Here is a 26,389-nt window from a genome sequence, read left to right as displayed (position 1 = left end):
GGATTGAAAGTATGATAGTCAAACAAATTGCGGCTCTTATCAAATATAATACCCTGTCATCGTTTCGAAAAAGAAAGGAAGATTGGGGCATTCCTCAACTCAACAGCAAAGTGCTGTCTGCCATTATTATTTCTCTGTTATGTTTATATCTCGTTTTCCTGGGATGCGGTGTTGTATTCGGGACAAAACTGATTCAGCTGCCCCTCAGCGCATGGGGGCAATTTGTTTTAATCGCCGTTTCACTTGAGCAGCTTTTTTGGGCTGCCGGCTTCTTTAAAGAACATCACAATGCCTTTCTGCTGGATACGCGTAAGGTCATTCATCAATTAAAAAAGGTGCGTTTTTTACAGCTGTTTTCTGTTTTTGCCGGCCAGGCGATCAAAAAAACCATTTTCGTATGGTATCTTTTTGTTTTTCCGGTTTTTTTGTTTTTATCAAGCGCAGGCATGACGGGGTCTGCGGCGATCATCGTATTTTTCTTGGACTTCGTTTATTTTCTTCTCAATTTATTTTTATCTATGCTGTTTTCTTATGTTGTTTATCTTCTTACAAATATGTGGAGCAAATTGTTTTACTTGAAAATCATGAAAGGCGTTTTATTCAGCGTCAGCCTGCTGGTTCCGCTTGCAGTCGGGTATGCCGTTTATCTTCTCGTGTTTGGGGAGTATACCGCAAAGGATATTTCAAGCTTTACGGAGTCACCGGCTTTCCGGAATATCCTCATGAATACGCCGTATGTATGGTTAGCATTCCGCTCACATTCCGTGCTCGTTTTCGCTGCGGTGTTTGCGGCCGCCGTCCTTTTAACGGCGGGGATGTTTAAACTGTGGTCGGCCACGCTGAAGAAAATGGACCTTATTCCTTATATGTTTTTGACAAACGCAGATTTTGCGCCAAAGCTGAAATTATATAGAAATAACAAAATATTTCATGCCGTTTTTCAAAAGGATCTGCTGTTCTTATCGAGAATTGACGGGTTTTTTATCAGGAACTTCGGCAGTATGCTGTATTTGTTCATGCTGTTTTTAGGTTTTTGTATTCCGCTTCTATCGCATCACTTTATCGGGTATTCGGCAGCCGCCATCGTGTCTGCGGCGGTTATCATTGCGAACTTTTCGTATCAGCTCGTCGGAGATGCGCTCAAAACAGTATTATCAGTTGACGGGGAAATAAAAAATCAGCATTTGTTTCACCGGAATATCAAACATGCGTGGCAGCTGGTATTTCCGAAAGTATGTATTTATAATCTCGCCGCTCTTATCTATTCGTTCATCATCACCATTTTGATTACGGTGTTTTTTCCGTCTTCCGCGGCGCTGACGATCTACTTGTTTATTGTGTTTTTATGTTCGGGTTTTTTATACAGTCTTGTCCAGATTTCAAGCACCGCCCTGTATCCTAAGAAAAACTGGGAGCATCTGTACGAAATTGGAGAAGCGGGGAAAGCAAAGACATATAACAACTTATACAGTTCTTTCATTTTCATTGTGTCGCTTCAAATCGCTGCGATCACGTCGTATTTTATCTATAAAAAGCCGGAACTTGAAACGATGCTTATTCATTCGGCATCAGGTATTTTTGTCCTGTTCACACTATTAAACTATGGAGTCATGTTTCTGTTTCTTCGCAGAATCAATATGGCGGAAAGGTTTGCGAACAATGATTAAATTAGTGAATATACAAAAAAACTATAGTGAAAAACAGGTGTTGAAAGATATTTCGTTTGAGGTGAAAAAAGGCTCAATCTATGCTTTGTTGGGGACTAATGGAGTCGGGAAAACAACGACTTTGAAAATCATTTCGGGCCTGCTTAAACCGACTTCAGGCCGCGTCATGATTGACGGCAAGGAACTGGATTCAGAAGAGGGGGGGCAACTATCGGCTGATATCGGTTTTGTGCCCGACCATGCTTTTTTATATGATTACTTAACGGGAGTCGAATACTTGCGTTTTACAGCGGAGATGTTTCAAGTGCCGTCTCAGCGGACAAATGATTATATAAAGAATATGTTAGAGACGCTGAAGCTTGCTCAAGACGGAAATCAGCTGATTAAAACATATTCACATGGAATGAAACAAAAATTATCAATTGCGGCCGCGCTCATTCATCAGCCAAAGATATTAATTCTAGACGAGCCGCTGACGGGCATTGATTTAATCAGCGGTAAAACGATACGGACGTTATTAAAGGAGTACGTCAAGCAGGGAAATACGGTCCTGTTATCAACTCACCTGCTGGAGCTGGCGCATTCGCTGTGCGATACGATCGGTATTATACATGAAGGCGTTTTTGCGGCGGAGTATCAGTCATCCGAGCATTCATTAGAAGAGATTGAAGAATTGGCTGAGAGTATCTATACATGATGAACCGCATGTTGCCGGCAATCAGAACGTCCGCCATTCCGTTAACCGCGTCATTGCTGTTTTTTTCAGGCGGTGTGATCGCTGCGTTTTTTTCCGATCACTTTGTTTCGACCGCGTCTTACAACGGCTCGTCAGGCGCGGTTGAACTGCTGAAAAACAATGCAATCGCTTGTCTGTTTTTAGCCGCGGGGTTTTTTACCTTTGGGTTGACCTCAATCTTTTATTTATTCACCAACGGGTTTATTTTAAGCGGCTCTATTATAGAAAATCTGCATAGCGGGGTTCCTTTTTATCAGATTTTTTTACTGCTAATTCCTCATGGTATATTTGAAGTTCCCGCGTTATTATTAAGTGGCGCCATTGGTTTTAAGGGCGTTGAATTGGTCATCAGGCTGTGTTTTTCTAAGGAAAAAAAGATAATGGCTTCAATGTTCAGGCATATTGGAATATTGGTGCTCATAATTATTTGTCTGCTGATCGCCGCTGCCATTATTGAAGCTTACATCACACCAATTTTTAAGTAAAAGGGGCAGAAATCATATGAGAAGTAAATTATCATTAATCGGTGTGCCGATTGTTATGATTATCGGTTATATCATTTCTTTATCCTTTGAGTGGCTGTTTCCTGTTCTTACTTTTGGGGTGGCAGGACTATATCTTTTTATATTTGCTCCGGTGCAAAATAAATTCATTCGTTACATCTTTTTGTTTATTTTTGTGATTAATCTGTTGGCCAGTGCGGCTCTTTATTTCGGTATTTAATAAAAAAATGACATTCATATTGAATGTCATTTTTTTATCTTCGAGCGGCTCTGCTGTGTGTTAAAATCTGTCGCCGTTGAAAATAGAGTTTTTTACGATCACGTAGTCGACATTGCGAATGGCTTCGAGTGTATTGCCGCCGGCGTAAGAGATGGAAGATTGCAGATCCTGCTCCATTTCAATCAGCGTGTCCTGTAAGGACCCTTTATGTTCGACATGCATTTTTTTGCCTTCGACGTTTTTCTTTTCGCCTTTTTGAAATTCGGAAGCGGAGCCGAAATATTCTTTGTACAGCTTGCCGTCGATTTCGATCGTTTGGCCCGGTGATTCTTCGTGGCCGGCGAATAATGATCCGATCATGACCATGGACGCGCCGAAACGGATGGACTTCGCGATATCGCCGTGCGTGCGGATGCCGCCGTCGGCAATGATCGGTTTGCTCGCCGCTTTTGCGCACCAGCGAAGCGCGGCTAATTGCCATCCGCCGGTTCCGAAGCCGGTTTTAATCTTTGTGATGCAGACTTTCCCGGGGCCGATTCCGACTTTTGTCGCGTCGGCGCCCGCGCGTTCCAGCTCCCTTACGGCTTCAGGCGTCCCGACATTCCCTGCGATGACAAAGCTTTCCGGGACATGTTCTTTAATAAATTGAATCATGCTGATCACGGCATTGGAATGGCCGTGCGCGATATCAATGGTAATATAATCCGGCACAAGCTCCTGTGCTTTCAGCTCCCGGATGAATTCGTAATCATTTTCCTTCACGCCGACACTGATGGAAGAAATCAGTCCGCGCGCTTTCATATCCCGGACAAAAGCCAGGCGTTTTTCCGGCTCGAAGCGGTGCATGATATAAAAATACCCGTTTTCCGCGAGCCAGGCCGCGATGTTTTCATCTATAATCGTCTGCATGTTGGCCGGCACGACCGGAAGTTTAAACGTGTGTCCGCCCAATGTAACTGATGTATCACATTCAGATCGGCTGTCCACAATGCATTTTGCAGGAATCAGCTGAATATCTTCGTAATCAAATACATTTTCCATATATAACACCCCTAAAAGCGAATAATATAATTAAATAAAATTAAAATGTTCGTCTTTTTATAATGTACTTTGTTTTGTCAGGAATGTCAAATGATTTCATGCTGCCTCATATCCGGTCAGCTTGTCATCCATTTGCAGTTTGGTTATCATAGTAGTATTGGGTGTTGTAAGACATTTGTTACGATAGATAGATTTGCGGAAGAAGGGAGGGGCCGGTGTGGAACAAAAACAGCCCGGGCACAGCCCGAAAGCCCAGAAAATTCAGGACCGGATTATTTTAGGCACGATTTGGGTCGTGTCGGCGCTTGTCATTGCGCTTGTTGTCGGAACCGTCATGAATTATATTTGGATGTTTAAATAAAAAAGAGTCTGTGCCGGTATGACACAGACTCTTTTTTATTATTTTTCAAACATGCTTGTAGAATGCAGAGGCTGGACGCGCGCTTTCGGGTCCATGTAAGCCTTCGCGTTGTTCACGGCTGTCGGAGCTTCGCCGAAACCGCTGGCGATCAGCTTGACCTTGCCTTCATATGTGCAGATATCTCCGGCGGCAAAGAAGCCTTCAATATTCGTTTCCATCGTGCTTTTGACGACGATGGAATTTTTCTCGATTTCAAGGCCCCAGTTTTTAATCGGGCCGAGAGAAGAAACAAAGCCGTAGTTTACGATCAGGTCATCAATTTCGATGATTTCTTTACGGTCGCCTTTCACTTCTTCGAGAACGAGCTGTTCGATCCGGTCTTCACCGACAAGTTCAGCGGGAACAAACGGTGTCAGCACGTTGACTTTAGAATTATGCAGGTTTTCGACACTGTGCTCATGCGCGCGGAATTTATCACGGCGGTGGATGATGCTGACTTCTTTGGCGATCGGCTCAAGCATGAGCGCCCAGTCAACCGCGGAATCGCCGCCGCCCAGAACGGCAACGCGTCTGCCTGCGAATTGATTGAGGTCGTCAATGAAGTAGTGCAGGTTTTTGCCCTCATATTGTTCCGCTGATTCCAGCTCAAGCTTTCTCGGCTTAAACGCGCCGTTTCCCGCGGTGATAATAACCGTTTTTGAATAATGCGTTTCTGAATTCGTGACAAGCTTAAACACACCGTCCGCCTGTTTTTCAACAGATTCAACGGCCTGCTCTAAGCAGATGGTCTGATCGAACTTTGCCATTTGCTCTTTTAAGTTGTTCACAAGTTCCTGGGCGCGGATTTTCGGGAATCCGGCTACATCATAAATATATTTTTCAGGGTACAGCGCGCTGAGCTGGCCGCCAAGCTGAGGCAGGCTCTCGATGATTTTGACGCTCGCCTGTCTCATTCCCCCGTAAAAAGCGGTAAACAGGCCGACCGGGCCGCCGCCGATGACCGTAATATCATAAACCTTTGAATCCTCTTGCATACCAAATTGCCTCCTAATTGAAAATTGTTATTAATTATAACATACAATTTAAAAGGATGACGAGTGCCGAAAACCGCCCGGCCGCTTCATTCTTGAAAAAAATTGCGGCCGCCGCTAATATGGGGACAAATTCCAATCTGTTTTTTCCTGAATGTTTTCTGATTCTTCCGGATAGTATGGTGATATGCAGACATGTGCGGTTTTCTAAAAAATTTTATATTTCATTTCATAAAATCCCGCCAATAAGCTGAAGCTAATACAAATGTTGATTTGATTATGCGTCTAACAGCAAAAAAAAGAAGGTGGATGTGATGGCATTGAATAAACCCAAAATCGTGGTTTTAGGTGCAGGTTATGGTGGATTAATGACAGTAACAAGGCTTCCGAAGCATATCGGGGCAAATGACGCTGACATTACTTTGGTCAATAAACACAATTATCATTATGAAACGACATGGATGCATGAAGCGAGCGCAGGAACGCTGCATCATGACCGCTGCAGATATCAAATAAAAGATGTAATCAATGAATCACGGGTCAAATTTGTGCAGGATACCGTAAAAGCGATAGATGTGCAAAATAAAAAGGTGACGCTTTCACAAGGGGACATCCCTTATGATTATCTTGTCATCGGGCTTGGCGCCGTCCCTGAAACATTCGGGATTAAAGGCTTAAAAGAATTCGCTTTTCCGATCGCGAATATTAATACGTCGCGCCAGCTGAAAGACCATATTGAGCTCCAATTTGCGACATACAATACGGAGGCCGAAAAACGCCCTGACCGCTTAACCATCGTTGTCGGCGGAGCGGGCTTTACGGGAATTGAATTTCTCGGTGAACTTGCGAACCGCAAGCCGGAGTTATGCAGATATTATGATATAGATGAAAGTCTCGTCCGGATCGTCTGTGTCGAGGCCGCCCCGACGGTTTTGCCGGGATTTGATCCGGAGCTTGTCGATTACGCCGTTCAATACCTTGAGAGCAAAGGCGTTGAATTTAAAATCGGCACCGCGGTTCAAGAATGCCGCGCAGACGGTGTCACAGTCGGCAAGAAAGATGAAGAGCCGGAAGAAATCAAATCGCAGACCGTTGTCTGGGCGGCGGGCGTGCGCGGACATCCGATCGTGGAGGAAGCGGGTTTTGAAAATATGCGCGGCCGTGTCAAGGTCAACCCTGATCTTCGGGCGCCGGGACATGATGACGTTTTTATACTCGGCGACAGCTCGCTCTTTATCAATGAAGAGACGGAACGGCCGTACCCGCCGACTGCTCAGATCGCGATGCAGCAAGGAGAAACGGTCGCCAAAAATCTGGGCGGTTTGATTAAAGGAGGCCAGCTTGAAGAGTTCAAGCCTGACATTAAAGGAACCGTCGCCTCCCTCGGTGAGCATAACGCTGTCGGAGTCGTATACGGCAGGAAGCTCAAAGGCATGCCGGCGTCCTTTATGAAAAAGGTCATTGACAACCGATCGCTCTTTATGATCGGCGGGCTGGGCCTGACGCTGAAAAAAGGGAAGTTTAAATTCTTCTGAAAACCCGCGGCCGCGGGTTTTCTCTTCTTTTAAAAAAGAGCGCTATAAAAAGCATGTAAAAGAAAAAAAAGAATGTTTCCGCTTACATGAGTTGTTTTGTTACATATTCTGACTTGGTGCTTGACAAGTAAATATGATATATTATCAGAAAATTAAGAAAAAAGGGTGATCCGCATGAAAACGACAGCAAAAAGCACGGCGGCGTGTCCGTTCTGCTCAGGTAAAGGGTATTTTCAATTGCTTCTTGGCGGCTCCGAAACATGTCCCTCCTGCCAGGGAAGCGGCAAAGAGAGACGATGATTTTTCCAGACGTTGACTTTTTTACCGCCCCCGAGGTACACTGAAAGTGCTGTAGGGGGTGGATGTTTGTGATTAGTTTGCCGGTTGTCCTGATCTCAATCGTACTATTTTTTGTACTGTTTTTCGGCATAGGCTTTCTGTTGAACATGCTGCTTAGAATGTCGTGGATTATGGCTGTTGTCTATCCGATTGTATGCCTTTTCATTATCAGCAATAAAAAGATGATCAGTTACGTGCAGGCGCCGGGGGAATCCTTTCAAAGCCTGTTTCAGCGCATCATGTCATTAGCGGTTGCGGATGTCGTGATTTTGGCGGGCGGACTGGCGGGAGCCATCACGTCAGGCATTGCCATAAAGGCGCTCAGAAAAAGAGGATATCAAATGTTTTAAGCCGCTTTCTTATTTGAGAAAGCTTTTTTTGTGTCGCGGCGCTTTTTGTATAGCACCTCACCGAGTTGGGAACAATGACTCGGAGGAGAGTGATTTCAGATTGACGATAATCAGACGCGTATTCATGATCGTGCTCTTTTTGGGCGCATGCCATGCGACATACTTTTCCATAACCGGTGTTGAAGCAAAGGATCTGACAAACTGGATGACCGAGCATCGCGGCGCCGTTTTGAAAAACATGGGCACTCCGTTTCAATCCTTACAGAATCAGCCGGAAAAGAAGGCATCAGGCAGGATAAAACCGCTGGAAGAAGCTTTTGACTGGGAACGCTATCCCTCACATAAGGTGACAGCCACCGGTTATACCGCCGGAGCGGAATCTACCGGAAAATCTCCGGGTCATCCGCAGTACGGAATTACATATTCAGGCGTGAAGGTCAAACGCGATTTATATTCAACTGTTGCGGCCGATCCGTCTGTTTTCCCGATCGGGACGATTCTGTTTATACCGAATTACGGTTACGGGGTTGTCGCCGATACCGGCTCAAAAATTAAAGGCAGCCGCCTTGACCTCTACTTTGACACCGTCAAGGACGTCTATAACAATTGGGGCAAAAAAACACTTGAGGTCTACATGATTAAAAAAGGGAACGGCACAGTGACCGAGGACGAACTTGTAAAGCTGAACGAAACAAAGTCGATGCAAGTGTTCAGAAATCAATACAAAATGGTAAAAGAATAAAAACGCTTCAGCATCCGCTGAAGCGTTTTTTACATAAAGAGATAATCTAAAATCAATGTCAGCACAATACCGGTGACGCCGCCGAAGAACACTTCAATCGGCTGATGGCCGAGCAGTTCTTTCAGTTTCTTCTGTTTTTCCTTCTCTTCCGCTTTCTGAAAGTCCTTCGCTTCGCTGACAAACCGATTAAAGTCGATGACCAGTTTATTAATGACCGTCGCCTGTTCACCCGCATGCCGCCTGACACCTGTAGCGTCGAACATCGTAATGACGGCGAAAATCGCGGCGACTGCAAACAAGGGCGAGTCCAGCCCCTGTTGCAAAGCGACTCCGGTTGACAGCGCAGTGACGGCGGCGGAATGGGAGCTCGGCATGCCGCCGGTGCTCGTCACAAGAGACCAGTCAAGTTTTTTGGATACGATAAATTGAATAGGCACTTTTACAACTTGGGCAAAAATAATGGCGGCAAAACTCGCCAGTAAAGGAAAATTCATAAGTACATCCATATGCGACATCCTTTCTGTATCTGCTGATTCCGATCGTATCGAAAAACTGCAGAAAACGCCCTTAGTTTGGTAAAATAAAATCAATGAAAAATGTTTTTTCATTATATCACTTTACATAACAAATACCCACATAAGGAGTGTGTACTCATGTTTTATGCATCTGATCAACTGCGGCATCCCGAAACACTGGTCATCGGTCTTTTTCAAAAAAGCACGCTGAACGGATTTACGAAGGAATTGGATGATAAATTGGACGGTCATCTGACCCAGCTGTTAAAGGATGGTGATGTGTCCGCCAAACGCAATCGTGTATCAAAAGTATACCCTCCGGCTGCGACCGGTATGAAACGTATTTATTTTATCGGTCTGGGAAGAGAAGCGGATTATTCGTTTGAAGATACGAAAGAATGCTTTGCACGAGTATTTCAGCAGATTCATCAAGATAAAAAACAGGAAGTGTCCGTTTTGCTCGATACATTCGTCTCCGGGGAAGTGCCTGCCGCCGATGCCGCTCATGCGCTTTCAGAAAGCTGTCTGCTTGCGGTTTACGAAGTGCAGGATTATAAACATAAATCGAATGAGCCGGATCAGGAACTGAAATCAGTCTGCGCCGTGACCGAAGAAGACCTGAGGGAAGTGCAGGCCGGCCTGAACGTCGGCGCGGCATACGGCCAAGGGACGAATTCAGCCCGCACGCTTGTAAATATGCCGGGTAATATGCTGACGGCCACCGATTTGGCGTCATATGCCGCTGAGCTTGCGGCAAAATACGATTTTGAGTGTGAAGTTTTAGAAAAAGATGAAATGGAAGAGCTCGGCATGGGAGGGCTGCTTGCTGTTAACAAGGGCTCATCCGAACCGCCGAAAATGATCGTTCTGAAGTATCAGGGCAAAGATCAGTGGGAAGACGTCATCGGCCTGGTCGGTAAAGGAATTACCTTTGATACGGGCGGATATTCAATTAAGCCGAAAACCGGCATCGTCGGCATGAAAAGCGATATGGGAGGGGCCGCTTCGGTATTGGGCGCGATGGAAATTATCGGCGAACTGCGGCCTGAACAAAATGTGCTCGCCGTCATACCGTCTACGGACAACATGATTTCGTCCGATGCCATGAAGCCGGATGATGTCATCGTTTCGCTCAGCGGAAAAACCATTGAGATTCTGAACACCGATGCGGAAGGGCGTCTCGTGCTTGCCGACGGCATCACATACGCCAAGCAGCACGGAGCCTCTGTCCTCGTAGACGTCGCAACGTTAACGGGCGGTGTCATTGTCGCCTTAGGAAACGAAATGACGGGCGCCATGACCAATCACGCCGCGTTTTATGAACAGGTGGCGGAATCGGCGAAAGAATCCGGCGAGCCGATCTGGCAGCTTCCGATTACAGAAAAGGATAAAAAACGGGTGAGAAACAGTCAGATGGCTGATTTGAACAATTCTCCGGGAAGAGAAGGCCACGCGATTATGGCGGGGGCATTCATTGGTGAATTCGCGGAAAACACGCCGTGGGTTCATCTCGATATTGCGGGAACCGCGACGGCGAATAAAGCGACATGCTTCGGCCCTGCCGGCGCAACAGGCGTCATGGCAAGGACGTTGGCTGTTTTGACTGAGCGCTTTACGCCCGAAAGATAACAGCATCCCGCTGCCTTGATGCAGCGGGTTTTTTGATTTCCAAAATCTTTAGTTGACTAAAGCGCAGAATATATGTTAATTTTAATTATCTACTACATTAGCAAACTAAAGGATTTTTGGAGGGACTCATCAATGAATGCTGTTGTTGTCGCAGTATTGCTTATGCTCGTCTTAAGCCTGCTGCGTGTCAATATTATTATAGCTTTAATGATCGGCGCGCTTGCCGGCGGGCTGACCGGCGGCTTAGGCCTCGGAGAGACGGTGAAGGCTTTTACGGACGGTCTCGGCGGAAATGCCACCGTCGCGGTCAGCTACGCGCTGCTCGGGGCATTTGCCGCGGCGCTGACAAAAACGGGGCTTCCCGATGCAATGGTGGAAGCGTCTGTCAAACTAATCGGAAAAAAGGAAGATTCGCAGAAAAAAGCACTGTCAAAAGTGTTAATCGTACTGATTATTTTAATCATATCCTGTTTCTCGCAAAACGTGGTGCCCGTTCACATTGCGTTTATTCCTGTATTGATTCCGCCGCTTTTAAAAATATTTAACGAACTTGAAATAGACCGCAGGCTGATCGCGTGTGTGATGACATTCGGACTGACTGCGCCGTATATCGTTTTGCCTGTCGGATTCGGACAGATTTTCCAGGGGATGCTGAGAGATAATATGGCGTCAGCCGGTTTAAAGGTGCCGCTCAGTGATATCCCGTATGCTTTAATCATCCCGACGGCCGGGATGGCGGTCGGTTTAATTTTAGCCGTTATCGTCTTCCGGAAACCGAAGAAATATGAGACGAAGGAGATTGCCGGACTATCGTCTTCTCCTTATACGAAAAAAAGCATTGCCATCGCTTTGATCTCCATTGCCGTGTCGCTTGCCGTTCAGCTCTATCTGTCACAAGTGCTCGGAGTGGAAGGTATGATCATGGGCGCGCTTGCCGGTTTGTTTACGCTGTTTATCAGCGGAGTCATGAAGCGCAATGAAGCGGATAAGCTGATCACGGACGGCATGATTCTGATGGCTTTTATCGGGTTTGTCATGCTTGTTGCGGCCGGTTTTTCAAATGTATTGAACAAAACGGGCGATGTGGCTTCCTTGGTCAAAGCATCAACAGGCTTTATCGGTCACAGTCAATCATTAGGCGCGCTCCTGATGCTGGTGGTCGGTTTATTAATCACGATGGGAATCGGATCATCATTTGCAACCGTACCCGTCATTACGACCATATTTGTCCCGCTGTGCGCTCAGCTCGGATTCAGCCCGATGGCGACGATCGCCGTAATCGGAGCGGCCGCCGCGGTCGGTGATGCGGGTTCTCCTGCAAGTGACAGTACGCTCGGGCCGACGTCAGGCCTCAGCGCCGACGGACAGCACCACCACATATGGGATACGTGCGTACCGACATTTATTTTCTATAACATTCCGCTTGTGATATTCGGCTGGATTGCCGCGCTTGTTCTGTAAAAAAAGGCTCCCGAAAAGGGGAGCCTTTTTGTATGCTGAGAACATCTTACGCCGGATTTCTGCTGAACCCCGTCGCTTTATGAATAGACCTGTAAACGGCAGGCGCGATTGATGCCAATAACAATGCTAAAATGATATCTTTTATGAAAAACCATATCATGTAAAACCAGGCCATTCCGTAGCTGATCGGAGCATGAAGCCATAATTTCAGCGCAATATACGTATAGGTCGTGCCAATGATATAAATGACGGCGGTACCGATCAAAGAGGCCCATGCATAATGCAGGCGGCCGGGTTTTTTTGTTTTTTCCAGCAGCCATCCGGCTGCAAATGCCGCCGGGATGTAAGCGAGAATAAATCCGCCGCTCTTTCCGATAAACGGCGCAAAGCCTGCTGAGAATTGAGCGAAAACAGGCGCCCCCGCGAGTCCGGCCAATGCGTATACCGTCATTGCGATGGCTGCCCGTCTGGCGCCGAGAAGCATCGCGGCTAATAGACAAAAGAAAGGCTGCAGCGATAACGGAATTCCCGCAACTTGCAAAAAAGGAGCCATTGATGTAATGTTGGCGCCGACGGCCATCAGTGCGGCAAACATGCCGATAAGCGCCATATCGCCCGCGCGAAGGTTGCGTTGTTTCATTTGTTTTTCCCCCTTACACTTGTACCAGATTAGCGTAATCGAAGGGTGATTGATTGTCAACACAGATTTAATACAGGTTTACTAAATGGAGGGAGCCATATGTTTTTCGGGAAAACGAAACAAACAAAACAGTCGGAACGGATTCCGCCAAACCAAAATGTCACAACGAAGTTTCCCGTGCTTCACGCCGGAAATGTTCCTTATTATGAAGATATGTCAAAATGGAACCTGCAGGTGTACGGGCTTGTTGACCGTCCTATGCTGTTAAGCTTTGACGATATCAAAGCCTTTCCTGAAGCCGAAGTGAAAAATGATATTCATTGCGTCACGGGCTGGTCCCGTCTTGATAATATCTGGCAGGGAATACGCGCTAAAGACATCGCTGAGAAAGCGGGCGTGCACAAAGAAGCGGGATTCGTCATTTTGCACGCTGAAGAGGGCTGGACGGCCAATCTGCCGCTTTCTGATTTTACGCGGGAGACATCCCTGCTGGCATATGCGCATAACGGCGAGCCGTTAACGCCAGAGCACGGCTATCCGCTCAGAGGCGTTTTCCCCCACCTTTATTTTTGGAAAAGCGCCAAATGGCTGTGCGGCATTCAGTTCACAAAGGAAAACCACCCCGGCTTTTGGGAGAAAAACGGCTACCATATGAGGGGAGATCCATGGAAGAATGAGCGCTTTACATGGGATTAAGCCCCTATCACTATATAGTTCTTAGGTACCTTATTGAAATAAGGTGCTTTTTTTATATCAAAAATCCATTGACTTTGTTTGGCAAAAAACCTATTATTTGAGGTGTCTTTTGATATTGAAAATCATTATCAATAAGCATAGATAAAGCAATTGCCGCAAAGGGGATGAACACATAATGGACGGAAAACAAATAAAGCGGGGTTTCACGCCGGCCGGCCGATACGCGGTTCCGGGCACAGAAGTAAGAGAAATGCGCTCTAAAGGAGGCCGTACGTATCGTATCTTTGTCTCTTTTCCTCAGGAAGAGCCGCCTGCATCCGGCTTCCCCGTCATATACCTGCTCGATGCGAATTCCGTATTCGGCACAATGGCCGAAGCTTTGCGGGTGCAAAGCCGACGGCCTGAAAAAACAGGCGTTGTTCCGGCGGTGATTGTCGGAATCGGCTACCCGACAGATCAGCCGTTTTCCGCCGAACGGCACAGTGATTTTACGATGCCGCTTTCTGAATCAGAACTGCCGGTGCATCCGCGCGGCGCGGCATGGCCCGAACAGGGAGGGGCGGAAGCGTTTCTGAGTTTTATAGAAGAAGAAGTAAAGCCCGCGATGGAGCGGGATTATCCGATCGACAGAGGCAGGCAGACAATTTTCGGCCATTCGCTGGGCGGTCTTTTTGTGCTGCAAGTGCTTTTGACGAGGCCGGACATGTTTCAGACCTATGTTGCCGGGAGTCCGTCAATTCACTGGAACAAGCGTTTTATTCAGGAAAAAGCGGAACGTTTGTCGGACCGGCTCTCTGCGGAAAATCTTCAAGTCAGCGTATTGCTGGCTGCGGGAGAAATTGAAAAAACACAAAAAAGCAGAATCCCGCAGCACGCAGAGGCGCTGTACTCTTTATTATCCGGATTTGAAGATGATGGAGTCCGTACTGAATACAGCGAGTTTGAAGGAGAGGGTCATATTTCTGTCCTGCCCGTTTTAATCAGCAGGGCCCTGCGTTTCTGCCTGAATCCGGGAGGGCCGCATACCCCGTATTCTCCCGCATGAGAAAAAACAGGCCCTTCGAACTAAATGCGGCTGATTCTAATTTTCTAATTGACTGCGTGTTTTGATTTGGATATGATTGTCTTGAATCATAATTGATAATGATAATCATTATCAATATAGAAAGGGAATGATAATATGGACGCATTGGGAATGAAAGGGAAAACGGCCGTTGTCACCGGCGCCGCTCAAGGCATCGGAGAAGCAACAGCGCTTGCCCTTGCTGAACAAGGCGTAAATGTGGCAGCTATAGATACAAATGAAGACCTGCTTCTCGGGCTTACTGACAGACTTCGGAAAAAAGGCGTGCAGGCGCAGGGGTTTGCCGCAGATGTATCTGACAGTGCGGCTGTCAATAATATCATCGCCGTTGTTGAACGTGACATGGGGCCTATTGAAATATTGGCGAACGTTGCGGGCGTGCTGCGGCCGGGTCCGGTGCAATCCCTCAGTGATGAAGATTGGGATCAAACATTTTCAGTTAATACGACCGGCGTATTTCATGTGTCACGGGCTGTAAGCCGGTACATGATTGAGCGGAAAAAGGGCGCCATCGTTACGGTCGGTTCGAATGCAGCCGGCGTTCCGCGTGCTTCCATGGCGGCTTATGCGGCGTCAAAAGCGGCTGCCGCCATGTTTACGAAATGCCTCGGACTGGAGCTTGCGGCCCATCATATCCGCTGCAACATCGTATCTCCGGGTTCAACGGAAACCGACATGCAGCGGGCGCTGTGGCAGGACGAGAACGGAGCCCGGGATGTCATCAGAGGTTCGCTTGATACATATAAAACGGGAATTCCGCTTCAAAAGCTGGCGAAGCCTTCTGATATTGCAAATGCCGTTTTGTTTCTGGCTTCTGAACAGGCAAACCATATTACGATGCATGATTTATGCGTTGATGGCGGCGCTACTTTAGGCGTTTGATTTAACGAGAAGGAGGGACAAACATGACAAATCAACATGTATTGACGGAAGTGTCTGCAAAAGAGGTGCTGGACGCTTACAAGCCCGGGGCGTTCTTTTTAGCTTCCCCGAAAAGTACGATGCTTGCGGAAGGAATGTTTGCGGAAGTGCCTGATACAGACACGGAAAATCAGCTGGATTCACTGCCTGAACGCGTGAGACAGACGCTTCTTGAGGCAAAGAAAGCCGGCATCAAACATCCGATTGCGGCCGGCGCCATTCCTTTTGACGGCAGAAAAGCTTCCCGGCTTTTTGTACCGAAGAATGTCCATACGGCAGGCCCGCTTTCGTTTGCGGAATCTTCCGCAGAAAAGCCGCAATCCAATACATATGACATCCGTCCCGTTCCGGAGCCTGAGGGCTTTATGAGCGGTGTGGAACAAGGCGTATTCAACATTACGGACGGTCCGCTCAGCAAAATCGTGCTGTCAAGGACGCTTCATCTGACCGCTGAAAAGGATATCGACATTCCTCAGGCCGTCAAGCATTTGGCGCAGCACAACCCGCGCGGCTATACATTCGCTGCGGATGTGACGGGAACGTCAGAAACAAGAAAAACGCTTTTCGGCGCAAGTCCTGAACTGCTGCTGTCCAAAAACGGAACATCGATTCTGTCCAATCCGCTGGCAGGTTCCAGACCACGCAGCACAGATCCCGCCGAGGATCAGAGAAGAGCGGAAGAACTGCTGCAATCAGCAAAAGATCTGCATGAACATGCCGTAGTTGTGGCCGCCGTGGCCGCCGCCCTTAAACCGTTCTGCCGTGTGCTTGATGTGCCGGAAAAACCGTCACTCATTAAAACTGAGGCGATGTGGCACCTGTCCACCGAGGTAAAGGGAGAGCTTCGTGATCCGTCAACGACATCGCTTGAGCTGGCCATCGCCCTGCATCCGACACCCGCGGTATGCGGAACGCCGACGGATGCGGCGAGAGAAGCGATTCAGAATATTGAACCGTTTGACCGCAATTTCTACACGGGAATGGCGGGCTGGTGTGATGCTGAAGGTGACGGAGAATGGATTATCGCACTCCGCTGCGCCGAAGCGGAAACAAGGTCTCTCCGGCTCTTTGCGGGTGCCGGAATTGTCGCCGGATCAAAGCCGCAGGATGAACTGGACGAGACATCGGCGAAATTCCGCACCATGCTCCGGGCGATGGGGCTTTACCAAGATGAGTTGTAAAAAGGAGGGAACGGATCGTGCTGACTGGATTTACGCCATGGCCGGAAGAATGGGCTGACAAATACCGAAAAGACGGCTGCTGGAAGGGTGAAACGTTCGGAGGAATGCTGAAAGAGCGCGCGGCTTTATACGGAAATCAAACTGCCGTGACGTGTAAAGATGTACATTGGACCTACAAAGAATTAGATGAAAGGGCCGATCGTTTAGCGGCGGGACTGCATAAGCTCGGAATTCAAAAGGAAGACCGCGTTGTCGTTCAGCTGCCGAATATCGCTGAGTTTTTTGAAGTGATTTTCGCGCTGTTCCGCCTCGGAGCACTGCCCGTTTTCGCGCTGCCTTCTCATAGAAGCAGTGAGATTACGTATTTCTGCGAGTTTGCAGAGGCGAAAGCATACATCATTCCTGATATGCATTCAGGTTTTGATTACAGGGCGCTTGCCAGACAGGTGAAAGACAAACTTCCGGGTTTGGCGCATGTCATTGTAGCCGGCGAAGCTGAAGAGTTTCAGGAACTGAGCAGCCTGCATAGAGAGCCTGTTCAGCTGGAAGATGTAAGCCCGGCGGAAGTCGCCTTTTTACAGCTTTCAGGAGGCAGTACGGGGCTGTCCAAGCTGATTCCGCGAACACACGACGATTACATATACAGTTTGCGCATCAGCGCGGAAATATGCGGCTTGGATCATCACAGCGTTTATTTGGCCGCTCTGCCGACAGCGCATAATTATCCGCTCAGCTCGCCAGGTGTGCTGGGAACTTTATATGCCGGGGGCCGGGTTGTTCTGTCACCGACGCCGAGTCCGGATGACTGCTTCCCGTTAATTGAAAAAGAACGTGTCACGATTACAGCGCTCGTCCCGCCGCTTGCGATGGTGTGGATGGACGCATCCGGTTCGCGAAGTGATGATTTATCAAGCCTTCAAGTGCTGCAGGTAGGAGGCGCCAAATTCAGCGCTGAGGCGGCCCGCCGCGTAAAGAGCGCTTTCGGATGCACCCTTCAGCAGGTTTTCGGAATGGCGGAAGGATTGGTGAATTATACGAGACTGGATGATCCTGAAGAGATCATTGTCAATACGCAAGGCAGACCGATGTCACCTTTTGATGAGGTCAGGGTTTTAGACGATGACGGGCGGGATGTCGCCCCCGGTGAAGCAGGACATTTGTTTACACGCGGCCCTTACACGATTCGCGGATATTATAAAGCGCCAGAACATAATGAAAGATCATTCACAGCCGACGGATTTTATCAGACCGGCGATATCGTCAAACTGACGGCGGACGGCTATATCATCGTCGAAGGACGTGCGAAAGATCAAATCAATCGGGGCGGTGAAAAAATAGCCGCTGAGGAGGTGGAAAATCACCTTCTTGCGCACCCTGCCGTTCATGATGCGGCCATGGTTTCAATGCCGGATGATTTTCTCGGGGAGCGGTCCTGTGTGTTCGTCATCCCGAAAGGAGAAGCGCCGAAACCGGGAGAGCTGAAAGCATTTTTACGTGAGCGCGGACTGGCGGCATATAAAATCCCCGACCGGATTGAATTTATCGCTTCTTTCCCGAAAACTGGCGTCGGCAAGGTCAGTAAAAAGGATCTTCGCGAAACGATCGCCCAAAAAGTAAAGCCGGCTGAAATCAAACAATCTTAAAAAAGGAAGTGTTTACATTGGCTATACCGTCTATTCCCGCATATGCGCTGCCGACAGCGTCAGATATGCCTGAAAATAAAGTATCGTGGACGCTGAATCCGAAACGCGCGGTGCTTCTGATCCATGACATGCAGAATTATTTCGTCGATGCTTTTGCGAAAGGTGTCGCTCCGATCACAGAGGTGTCTCAGAATATCAAAAAAATAAAAGAGCAATGCAAAGCACTCGGCATTCCGGTGGTGTATACCGCGCAGCCGGGCAGCCAAGACCCGGCGGACCGTGCGCTGCTGACGGATTTTTGGGGGCCGGGGCTAAAAAGCGGGCCTTATGAAGAAAAGGTCATTCCGGAGCTTGCCCCGGATGATCAGGACATTGTCCTCACAAAGTGGAGATACAGCGCGTTTAAACGGACGAATCTCCTTGAGATCATGCGTGAAAGCGGCAGAGACCAGCTCATGATTACGGGAATTTATGCACACATCGGCTGCCTCGTCACAGCATGTGAAGCATTTATGGATGATATCCAAAGCTTCTTTATCGGAGATGCCGTTGCTGATTTTTCTTCAGAAAAACATAAGATGGCCATCGAATATGCGTCTCAGCGCTGCGCTTACACAGCTTTGACAAACGAAGTGCTGGAGCTGCTGGGCGGCGCGCCGGTTTCTGAAGGAGAAGAGAAGGTTTCCGCCGTATTGACAAAAGACCGGGTGCGGGAACAAATTGCGGCGATTCTTCAAGAATCACCGTCTGATATTCCGGATCATGAAGACCTGCTGGACAGAGGTCTTGACTCCGTCAGAATCATGAGTCTTGTCGAACAATGGCGCCGTGACGGAGCCGAAGTGACGTTTGTGGAACTGGCGGAGAACCCGACGCTGGAAGAGTGGTGGAGACTTCTTTCTTCCCGATCTCAAAAAGTCTTGCCGAACGCAGATTATTTATAAAGGGAGAGAATAGAATGCATGATACACAACAGCTGCCTCTGACAGGCGCACAGGCCGGTATCTGGTTTGCGCAGCAGCTTGATCCTGATAATCCGATTTACAATACAGGCGAGTACGTTGAGATAAACGGCGCGATCGATGTGAACATATTTAAAACCGCTCTCGAACGCGTGCTGACGGAAGCCGCGTCATTACACGCCCGCTTTGAGGAGGGAGCAGACGGGCCGAAGCAGATCATCAATCCTCCATTTGAGGCTGCGATCGATGTCATAGATGTGAGTTCAGAAGCTGATCCAAAGCAGGCCGCACTCAGACTCATGCAGACAGATTTGGCTGAGCCCGTTGATATGGCGGCCGGGCCTTTGTTCCGCGACATTTTATTTCAGGCGGGACCGGAACGCTTTTTCTGGTATCAGCGCATTCACCACATTACGATAGACGGCTACGGTTTTTCACTGCTGGCACGGCGTACGGCGCAAATGTACACCGCAATACGGGAAGGACGTCCGGATAACGGGCGATCCTTCGGCTCTTTGGAGGAGCTGGTAAAAGAAGAACAAGAATACCGCGCGTCTGATCAATTCCTGAAAGATCGGGAATTTTGGATGGAGAAATTTGCGGATGAACCTGATGTCGTCAGTTTGGCGGAAAGAGCGCCGCGAACGTCAACAAGTTTTCGGAGAAGCACGGCTTATCTTTCTGAAACGGCTTTACAGCATGTAAAAGCGATTCCGAACTGGCATGAAGCCGTCACTGCCGCAGCGGCGGTATATGTCCACCGGATGACAAACGCAGGGGATATCGTGCTCGGTTTGCCGATGATGGGGCGGATCGGCTCGATTTCACTGAATATTCCGATCATGGTCATGAATCTTCTGCCTTTACGGCTTTCTCTCCGCCCGGATATGAATTTTCATGAGGCCGTCAGCCAAGTGGCAAAAGAAATCCGAAACATCCGGCGCCATCAGAAATACCGCCATGAAGACATGCGCCGCGACCTTAAATTGCTCGGAGAAAATCGCAGGCTGTTCGGCCCGCAAGTCAATGTGATGCCGTTTGACTACGCGCTTGACTTCGCCGGAGCGCGGGGGACCGTTCATAACTTATCAGCAGGGCCCGTTGATGATTTGTCAATTAACGTTTACGACAGAGCGGACGGAAGCGGAATGCGTGTGGACTTTGATGCGAATCCGGAAGTGTACAGCGCCGAAGATATTGAAAACCATCAAAAACGATTCCTGCTTCTGTTGGAATCCGCTGTGAAAGACCAGACACAAAAAATCGGCACACTCAACCTTCTGCTTGAAAGTGAACGTCTCCGCGTACTGGAAAGCTGGAATGACACGCGCAAGTCCGAGAAGCAGAAAAGTCTGCCGGAGCTGTTTTACGAACAGGCCGTAAAAACACCGGACCGGCCGGCAATCATCACCGAAAACGAAGAGCTCAGCTATGCCGAATTGAACAAGCGCGCGAACCAGCTTGCCGGCATGCTAAAAGAAAAGGGGCTGGGACCGGAACAATTTGCCGCTTTGCTGCTTCCGCGGTCACAGGAGTTGGCCGTGAGCATGCTGGCCGTTTTGAAAACGGGAGCCGCATACCTGCCGCTTGATCCTGATTTTCCTTCTGAGCGGATCACATACATGCTCAAAGATGCACAGCCTGCCTGCCTGATTACAACGATGGAATTATCCGGCCGCATGCCGGAAGACAGTGATGCAAAAAGAATCATTCTCGATGACCCGGATACGGTAAAAACCGTTGCCGCTCAAAATGCTGACTGTCCCGCTCAGGCGGAATGTTCGCCTTTGCACCCCGCTTATATCATCTATACATCGGGTTCAACGGGCAAACCGAAAGGCGTAGTCGTGACAATAAAAAGCGTAAGCAATTTCCTCTTATCCATGCGGGAAATGTTCCCGCTCGGGGAACAAGACCGCCTGCTTGCCGTTACGACTGCGGCGTTTGATATTTCCGGACTTGAGCTCTTCCTTCCGCTCATCAGCGGGGCGGGGTGCGTCATCGCACGTAAAGAGACGATTCAGGAACCGCGGGCGCTTGCGCACATGATTCACTCATACGGTATTTCAATCATGCAGGCAACGCCGACATTATGGCATTCATTAGTCACCAATGAACCGGATTCTCTCCAGGCGCTGCAGGTGCTTGTCGGAGGTGAGGCGCTTCCGAATGCGCTTATGCATGCTCTGCTTGAATCAGGCTGTACGGTGACGAATCTGTACGGGCCGACTGAAACAACAATCTGGTCGGCCGCACAGCCGCTTGCAAAAGACCATAGAGGGGCGCCTCCGATCGGAAAGCCGATTTGGAACACGCGGGTATATGTGCTGGACGCCGCATTGCAGCCCGTCCCGCCGGGAGTCGCGGGCGAGCTTTATATCGCGGGCGAGGGGCTTGCCAGAGGTTATTATAACCGTCCTGATTTAACAGCTGAAAGATTCATTGCCGATCCATACGGCCCCGCGGGCGCGAGGATGTACCGGACGGGAGATCTCGTGCGCTGGCGTGAGGACGGCTCGCTTGATTATATCAGCAGAGCCGATCACCAAATTAAAATCCGCGGGTTCCGGATAGAATTAGGAGAAATTGAGTCAGTGCTGTCGAAATATCCGGGTATTTCGCAGGCCGCCGTCATTGTCCGTGAAGACCAGCCGGGAGATAAGCGGCTGGCGGCTTATGCTGTCTCGGATCAGCCCCTTGATATCGGCGGACTTCGTGCATATATGGCCGAAAGCCTGCCGGATTATATGGTGCCGGGCGCGTTTGTACAGCTGAAAGAATTGCCGCTGACGCCGAATAAGAAGCTCGATCGCAGCGCTTTGCCTGCACCTGATTTTTCCGCTGTCCTGTCTGACAGAGGGCCGCGGACACCGCAGGAAGAAATATTATGCGATCTGTTTGCCGAGGTTCTCGGTCTCGCGCGGGTCGGAATTGATGACGGGTTCTTTGAATTGGGCGGACATTCGCTCTTAGCCGGACGCCTGATGAGCCGGGTCCGGGAGACGATGGGCGCAGAGCTTGGCATCGGCCGTCTGTTTGATACGCCGACCGTTGCCGGGCTCGCCGCACAGCTTGACACCGCAAAGAGTGCGCGGCCTAAGCTCAAGCCGTTTGACCGGCCGGAGCACATCCCGCTGTCATTTGCGCAGCTGCGTCTTTGGTTTCTCTACTGTCTTGAAGGGCCGAGCCCGACTTACAACATTCCGGTGATTGTCCGCATGTCAGGCAAGCTTGACCAATCAGCGCTGAAACACGCCTTTTACGATGTTGTCAGCCGTCATGAAAGCCTGCGCACCGTTTTTCCGGAAAATAAGGGATCATCTCATCAGCTCATTTTACCTGCTGAAGAAGCCCGCCCTGTGTTTACAGTGACACGTGCAGACAAAAACGAGCTCCAAGACATGCTTGCCGCTGCGGCAAGATATCGGTTTGATCTCGCTAAAGAGCCGGCCGTCCGGGCTGAGCTGTTTGATCTTGGTGACGGCGAATATACGCTGATGGTTCTCCTGCATCACATCGCAGGTGACGGCTGGTCCTTGAATCCGCTCATGCGTGACTTATCCATAGCCTATATCGCCCGGCAAACAGGTGAAAAAGCAGAATGGGCGCCGCTGGCGGTTCAATATGCGGATTATGCGCTTTGGCAGCAGCAGCTTTTAGGCAGCGCATCTGATTCTGAGAGCCTAATTGCGCGCCAGCTGGATTTCTGGAAGAAAACGCTTGAAAATGTACCGGATCAGCTGGAGCTGCCGTCTGATTTTCCGCGTCCTGCTGAATCAAGCTACAGGGGCGGCGTCATTCCGGTCAACATCGGCCAAGAGCTTCATGCCCGTCTTCTCTCACTTGCCAGAAAGCAGCGCGTAAGCCTGTTTATGGTGCTTCAATCAGGGCTTTCCGCGTTACTGACCCGGCTCGGTGCAGGGACCGATATTCCGATCGGAAGTCCGATAGCCGGCCGCAGTGATGACGCACAGGGAGACCTTGTGGGTATGTTCATTAATACACTCGTACTGAGAACCGATACCTCTGGCGATCCGAGCTTTTGTGAGCTTCTTGAAAGGGTCAGAGAAATGAATCTCGCAGCATATGAACATCAGGATGTGCCGTTTGAACGTCTCGTGGAAGAATTGAATCCGATTCGTTCCCGATCAAGACATCCGCTGTTCCAAGTGATGCTCGCATTCCAAAATACGCCTGACCCTGTACTCAGTCTTCCTGATATGGAAACAAGCCTGCAAATCAGCAGTGTCGGATCGTCCAAATTTGATTTGACGCTGGAATTGGCTGAACAGCGCCATGACGACGGCACGCCTGCCGGTATTGAAGGCCTGCTGGAGTTCAGTACGGACTTATTCAGAAAAGAAACGGCCGAAGCACTTGCCGGACGCCTGCTTCTTCTGCTCGAAGATGCTGCATCACATCCGGAAAAACCGATCGGAAGCTTAACCATTCTTTCTGATGAAGAGCGCTGGAAGCTTTTGCCGGTTAATCGGGCAAAACAGCATATTCAGCCTCGGCAGACACTGCCTGAATTGTTTGAAATACAGGCCGCCGCAAAATCGGATGAAACGGCGGCAGTATTTGAAGAGAGCGGACTCAGTTATAAAGAGCTGAATGAAAAAGCCAATCAGCTCGCACACATGATGATTGCCCGCGGCGTCGGCCCGGAGCAGTTTGTCGCACTGGCGCTGCCGCGTTCTTTAGATATGATTGTCGGGCTGTTAGCCGTCCTGAAGACGGGGGCAGCGTATTTGCCGCTTGATCCTGATTATCCCGCGGACCGCATTGCTTTTATGTTACATGATGCCAAGCCTGTATTTATGCTCACCAACCGTGAAGGCGCAAGTAAGCTCTCTATCGAAAGCGGCATGCCGGCCTTCATCTTGGATGATCCGCAGAACAAGGAAACACTTCGGCAATATGCCGTCACGAACCCTGAAAATGCCGACCGTATTCGTCCGCTGTCACCGCTTCACCCGGCCTATGTCATTTACACGTCGGGATCAACAGGTGTGCCGAAAGGTGTCATCATTCCGCACAGCAATGTTATCCGGCTGTTTGAGTCGACGCGGCATTGGTATCACTTTCATGCTGATGATGTATGGACGATGTTTCACTCCTACGCTTTCGATTTCTCTGTCTGGGAAATGTGGGGGCCGCTGCTTCACGGCGGACGTCTCGTCATCGTGCCGCATGACATCAGCAGATCGCCGGAAGCGTTTTTACATCTCCTCGTGAAAGAGCGGGTGACCGTGCTTAACCAAACGCCGTCAGCGTTTTACCAGCTGATGCATGCGGAAAAAGAACACAAAGAGCTGGGGCGTCAGCTCGCACTCAGATATATCATCTTCGGCGGCGAGGCGCTTGAGCTGAGCCGGCTTGAGGATTGGTACAGCCGCCACGCAGACAATCAGCCGGTGCTCGTGAATATGTACGGCATTACGGAAACGACGGTGCACGTCAGTTACCTTGAATTAGACAAAAACATTGCCGAACTGAGAGCAAACAGCCTCATCGGCTGCGGTATTCCTGATCTGAACGTATATGTGCTTGATGACCGGCTGGAGCCTGTGCCCCCGGGCATCACTGGCGAAATGTATGTTGCCGGAGGAGGCGTGGCACGCGGCTACTTAGGGCGGCAAAACCTGACCGCCGAACGCTTTGTAGCTGATCCGTACGGCCCGCCGGGAACGAGAATGTACCGGACGGGGGATTTAGCCCGCCTGCGGACGGATGGTTCTCTTGATTATATGGGCAGGGCGGACCACCAGATTAAAATCCGCGGCTTCCGGATTGAATTGGGAGAAATCGAAGCGGTTCTCGTCAAACATCCGGATGTCGAGGATGCCGCCGTAGTCGTCCGTGAAGACCGGCCGGGAGATAAACGGCTGGCCGCCTACCTTGTCCGATCTGCCGGCAGCACCTTGGACACGGGGGACATGCGCCGGTTTGCCGAAGAAAGCCTGCCGGATTACATGGTTCCGTCAGCTTTTGTCCAAATGAATGAACTGCCGCTGACACCGAATGGAAAGCTTGACCGAAAAGCGCTCCCTGCGCCTGACTTCCAAACGGAGGTCACCGGCCGGGGACCGAGAACGCCGCAGGAAGAAATGCTGTGTGAGCTGTTCGCAGAGGTGCTTCATCTGCCGCGTGTCGGTATTGATGACAGATTTTTTGATTTAGGCGGCCATTCTTTGCTTGCGGTTCATTTAATGAGCCGTATTCGGGAAGCGATGGGAGCCGAGCTCAGTATCGGAACACTATTTGAAGCTCCTACGGTGGCAAGTCTTGCTGAAAGACTTGAGTCAGGAACGGGCGCAAGCGCGCTTGATGTTCTTCTTCCGCTCAGAACGGCAGGAGAAGAAACACCGTTGTTCTGTGTCCATCCGGCCGGCGGTCTCAGCTGGTGTTATGCCGGGCTGATGTCTTCTTTAGAGGCTGATTATCCGATATACGGCTTACAGGCGAGAGGCATCGGAAAAAAAGAACCGCTTCCGCAAAGCTTAGATGACATGGCGGCGGATTATATTGAGAAAATCCGCACCGTGCAGCCGAAAGGGCCGTACCGTCTGCTCGGCTGGTCTCTTGGAGGGAATGTCATTCAGGCCATGGCGACACAATTACAGAGCCGGGGTGAAGAGGTTTCGCTATTGGTGATGCTTGACGCGTATCCGAATCATTTTCTGCCGATAAAAAATGCGCCTGATGACGAGGAAGCCGTCATCGCGCTGCTTGCCCTGGGAGGGTACGACCCGGACAGCCTCGGGGATCAGCCGCTTGATTTTGACACCGCGCTGACCATTCTCCGCCGTGAGGGAAGCGCATTAGCCAGCCTGGACGAGTCAGTGATGATGAATCTGAAAGACACGTACATTAATTCTGTCGGGCTGTTAGGAACATACAAGCCGAAGCCGTTCCACGGAGATGTGCTGTTCTTCAGATCCACGATTATTCCGGAGTGGTTTGACCCGATTGAGCCGGATACTTGGAAACCGTATATTACGGGGAAAATCGAGCGGTATGACTTAGACTGCCGCCATAAAGATATGTGCCAGCCGGGCCCGCTTGCCGACATCGGCGCGATTCTGGCAGAGAAATTAAACGGACGGCGTACAGTCCGGTAAAGAAAGGA

Annotated in this window: 22 protein-coding genes; 18 read left to right on the top strand and 4 right to left on the bottom strand. The window is 49.5% G+C overall.

What is annotated here, in order from left to right:
• The first annotated feature begins 11 nt into the window (after positions 1–11).
• Genes BXO87_RS06350 through BXO87_RS06335 form a run of 4 tightly spaced genes read left to right on the top strand, consistent with a single transcriptional unit; the run spans position 12 to position 3,126 of the window.
• Entirely contained in the window at positions 12–1,667 is a 1,656-nt protein-coding gene (locus BXO87_RS06350) for a hypothetical protein (protein WP_076851267.1), read from the top strand.
• Entirely contained in the window at positions 1,660–2,364 is a 705-nt protein-coding gene (locus BXO87_RS06345; protein ID WP_017419446.1) for an ABC transporter ATP-binding protein, read from the top strand. Before BXO87_RS06350 ends, BXO87_RS06345 begins: the two co-directional genes overlap by 8 nt.
• Complete coding sequence (locus BXO87_RS06340; protein WP_015418130.1) at positions 2,361–2,888, top strand: stage II sporulation protein M; 528 nt, start codon at positions 2,361–2,363, stop codon at positions 2,886–2,888. Before BXO87_RS06345 ends, BXO87_RS06340 begins: the two co-directional genes overlap by 4 nt.
• A 16-nt stretch (positions 2,889–2,904) precedes the next feature.
• A complete protein-coding gene (locus BXO87_RS06335; RefSeq protein ID WP_003151978.1) occupies positions 2,905–3,126 on the top strand; it encodes a DUF5970 family protein in 222 nt (73 codons plus the stop codon).
• A 60-nt stretch (positions 3,127–3,186) separates the two neighbouring features.
• Here BXO87_RS06335 and guaC read toward each other — a convergent pair whose 3' ends face one another.
• Entirely contained in the window at positions 3,187–4,167 is a 981-nt protein-coding gene (gene guaC / locus BXO87_RS06330; RefSeq protein WP_038459708.1) for a GMP reductase, read from the bottom strand.
• A 217-nt stretch (positions 4,168–4,384) separates the two neighbouring features.
• On the opposite strand from guaC, the gene BXO87_RS20805 reads away from it, so the two are divergent.
• Positions 4,385–4,528 carry a hypothetical protein gene (locus BXO87_RS20805; protein ID WP_003151982.1) on the top strand — a complete coding sequence of 48 codons (144 nt, stop codon included), beginning with the start codon at positions 4,385–4,387 and terminating at the stop codon, positions 4,526–4,528.
• A gap of 38 nt (positions 4,529–4,566) precedes the next feature.
• Here BXO87_RS20805 and yumC read toward each other — a convergent pair whose 3' ends face one another.
• Positions 4,567–5,562 (bottom strand): ferredoxin--NADP reductase 2, encoded by a 996-nt coding sequence (yumC, locus tag BXO87_RS06325; RefSeq protein WP_007613496.1) that lies wholly within the window; start codon positions 5,560–5,562, stop codon positions 4,567–4,569.
• Positions 5,563–5,873: 311 nt separating this feature from the next.
• Here yumC and BXO87_RS06315 point away from each other — a divergent pair, with 311 nt between their 5' ends.
• The 4 genes from BXO87_RS06315 (at position 5,874) to BXO87_RS06305 (ending at position 8,525) form a co-directional block, all read left to right on the top strand.
• Positions 5,874–7,094: an NAD(P)/FAD-dependent oxidoreductase gene (locus BXO87_RS06315; protein WP_007408709.1), complete on the top strand. Its 1,221-nt coding sequence runs from the start codon at positions 5,874–5,876 to the stop codon at positions 7,092–7,094.
• A gap of 174 nt (positions 7,095–7,268) precedes the next feature.
• Positions 7,269–7,394 (top strand): YuiA family protein, encoded by a 126-nt coding sequence (locus tag BXO87_RS20470; protein ID WP_007408708.1) that lies wholly within the window; start codon positions 7,269–7,271, stop codon positions 7,392–7,394.
• 68 nt (positions 7,395–7,462) lie between these two features.
• Positions 7,463–7,783 (top strand): YuiB family protein, encoded by a 321-nt coding sequence (locus tag BXO87_RS06310; protein ID WP_025285206.1) that lies wholly within the window; start codon positions 7,463–7,465, stop codon positions 7,781–7,783.
• Between the two features lie 100 nt (positions 7,784–7,883).
• On the top strand, positions 7,884–8,525 hold the full coding sequence (locus BXO87_RS06305; RefSeq protein WP_038459704.1) for a 3D domain-containing protein: 642 nt from the start codon (positions 7,884–7,886) through the stop codon (positions 8,523–8,525).
• A gap of 29 nt (positions 8,526–8,554) precedes the next feature.
• Here the strand turns inward: BXO87_RS06305 and BXO87_RS06300 are convergent, their stop codons facing one another.
• Positions 8,555–9,031, bottom strand: coding sequence for a divergent PAP2 family protein (locus tag BXO87_RS06300; protein ID WP_014418782.1), 477 nt, complete (start codon positions 9,029–9,031; stop codon positions 8,555–8,557).
• 147 nt (positions 9,032–9,178) lie between these two features.
• Between BXO87_RS06300 and BXO87_RS06295 the strand changes: the two genes are divergently transcribed.
• Together BXO87_RS06295 and BXO87_RS06290 are read left to right on the top strand one after the other, a co-directional pair.
• Positions 9,179–10,669 carry a leucyl aminopeptidase gene (locus tag BXO87_RS06295; RefSeq protein WP_038459702.1) on the top strand — a complete coding sequence of 497 codons (1,491 nt, stop codon included), beginning with the start codon at positions 9,179–9,181 and terminating at the stop codon, positions 10,667–10,669.
• Between the two features lie 132 nt (positions 10,670–10,801).
• A complete protein-coding gene (locus BXO87_RS06290) occupies positions 10,802–12,130 on the top strand; it encodes a Na+/H+ antiporter NhaC family protein (protein WP_038459700.1) in 1,329 nt (442 codons plus the stop codon).
• A gap of 46 nt (positions 12,131–12,176) precedes the next feature.
• On the opposite strand, the gene BXO87_RS06285 is transcribed toward BXO87_RS06290, so the two are convergent.
• Positions 12,177–12,770, bottom strand: coding sequence for a biotin transporter BioY (locus BXO87_RS06285; protein WP_003151994.1), 594 nt, complete (start codon positions 12,768–12,770; stop codon positions 12,177–12,179).
• 99 nt (positions 12,771–12,869) lie between these two features.
• Between BXO87_RS06285 and BXO87_RS06280 the strand changes: the two genes are divergently transcribed.
• The 7 genes from BXO87_RS06280 to BXO87_RS06250 all read left to right on the top strand — a co-directional run bounded on the left by BXO87_RS06280 (position 12,870) and on the right by BXO87_RS06250 (position 26,381).
• Positions 12,870–13,466, top strand: coding sequence for a sulfite oxidase-like oxidoreductase (locus tag BXO87_RS06280; RefSeq protein WP_038459698.1), 597 nt, complete (start codon positions 12,870–12,872; stop codon positions 13,464–13,466).
• A 175-nt stretch (positions 13,467–13,641) separates the two neighbouring features.
• Entirely contained in the window at positions 13,642–14,511 is an 870-nt protein-coding gene (locus tag BXO87_RS06275; RefSeq protein WP_038459696.1) for an alpha/beta hydrolase, read from the top strand.
• Positions 14,512–14,646: 135 nt separating this feature from the next.
• Positions 14,647–15,432 (top strand): 2,3-dihydro-2,3-dihydroxybenzoate dehydrogenase, encoded by a 786-nt coding sequence (locus tag BXO87_RS06270; RefSeq protein ID WP_038459694.1) that lies wholly within the window; start codon positions 14,647–14,649, stop codon positions 15,430–15,432.
• A 23-nt stretch (positions 15,433–15,455) separates the two neighbouring features.
• Positions 15,456–16,652, top strand: coding sequence for an isochorismate synthase DhbC (dhbC, locus tag BXO87_RS06265; protein ID WP_038459692.1), 1,197 nt, complete (start codon positions 15,456–15,458; stop codon positions 16,650–16,652).
• 17 nt (positions 16,653–16,669) lie between these two features.
• On the top strand, positions 16,670–18,295 hold the full coding sequence (locus BXO87_RS06260) for a (2,3-dihydroxybenzoyl)adenylate synthase (RefSeq protein ID WP_038459690.1): 1,626 nt from the start codon (positions 16,670–16,672) through the stop codon (positions 18,293–18,295).
• Between the two features lie 17 nt (positions 18,296–18,312).
• Positions 18,313–19,239, top strand: coding sequence for an isochorismatase (locus tag BXO87_RS06255; RefSeq protein WP_038459688.1), 927 nt, complete (start codon positions 18,313–18,315; stop codon positions 19,237–19,239).
• A 14-nt stretch (positions 19,240–19,253) separates the two neighbouring features.
• Positions 19,254–26,381, top strand: coding sequence for an amino acid adenylation domain-containing protein (locus BXO87_RS06250; RefSeq protein ID WP_038459685.1), 7,128 nt, complete (start codon positions 19,254–19,256; stop codon positions 26,379–26,381).
• Positions 26,382–26,389 lie beyond the last annotated feature (8 nt).

It is taken from the genome of Bacillus sp. GZB (assembly GCF_001975995.1).
GTDB lineage: Bacteria > Bacillota > Bacilli > Bacillales > Bacillaceae > Bacillus > Bacillus velezensis.
This window is presented reverse-complemented; position numbering and strand designations above follow the sequence as displayed.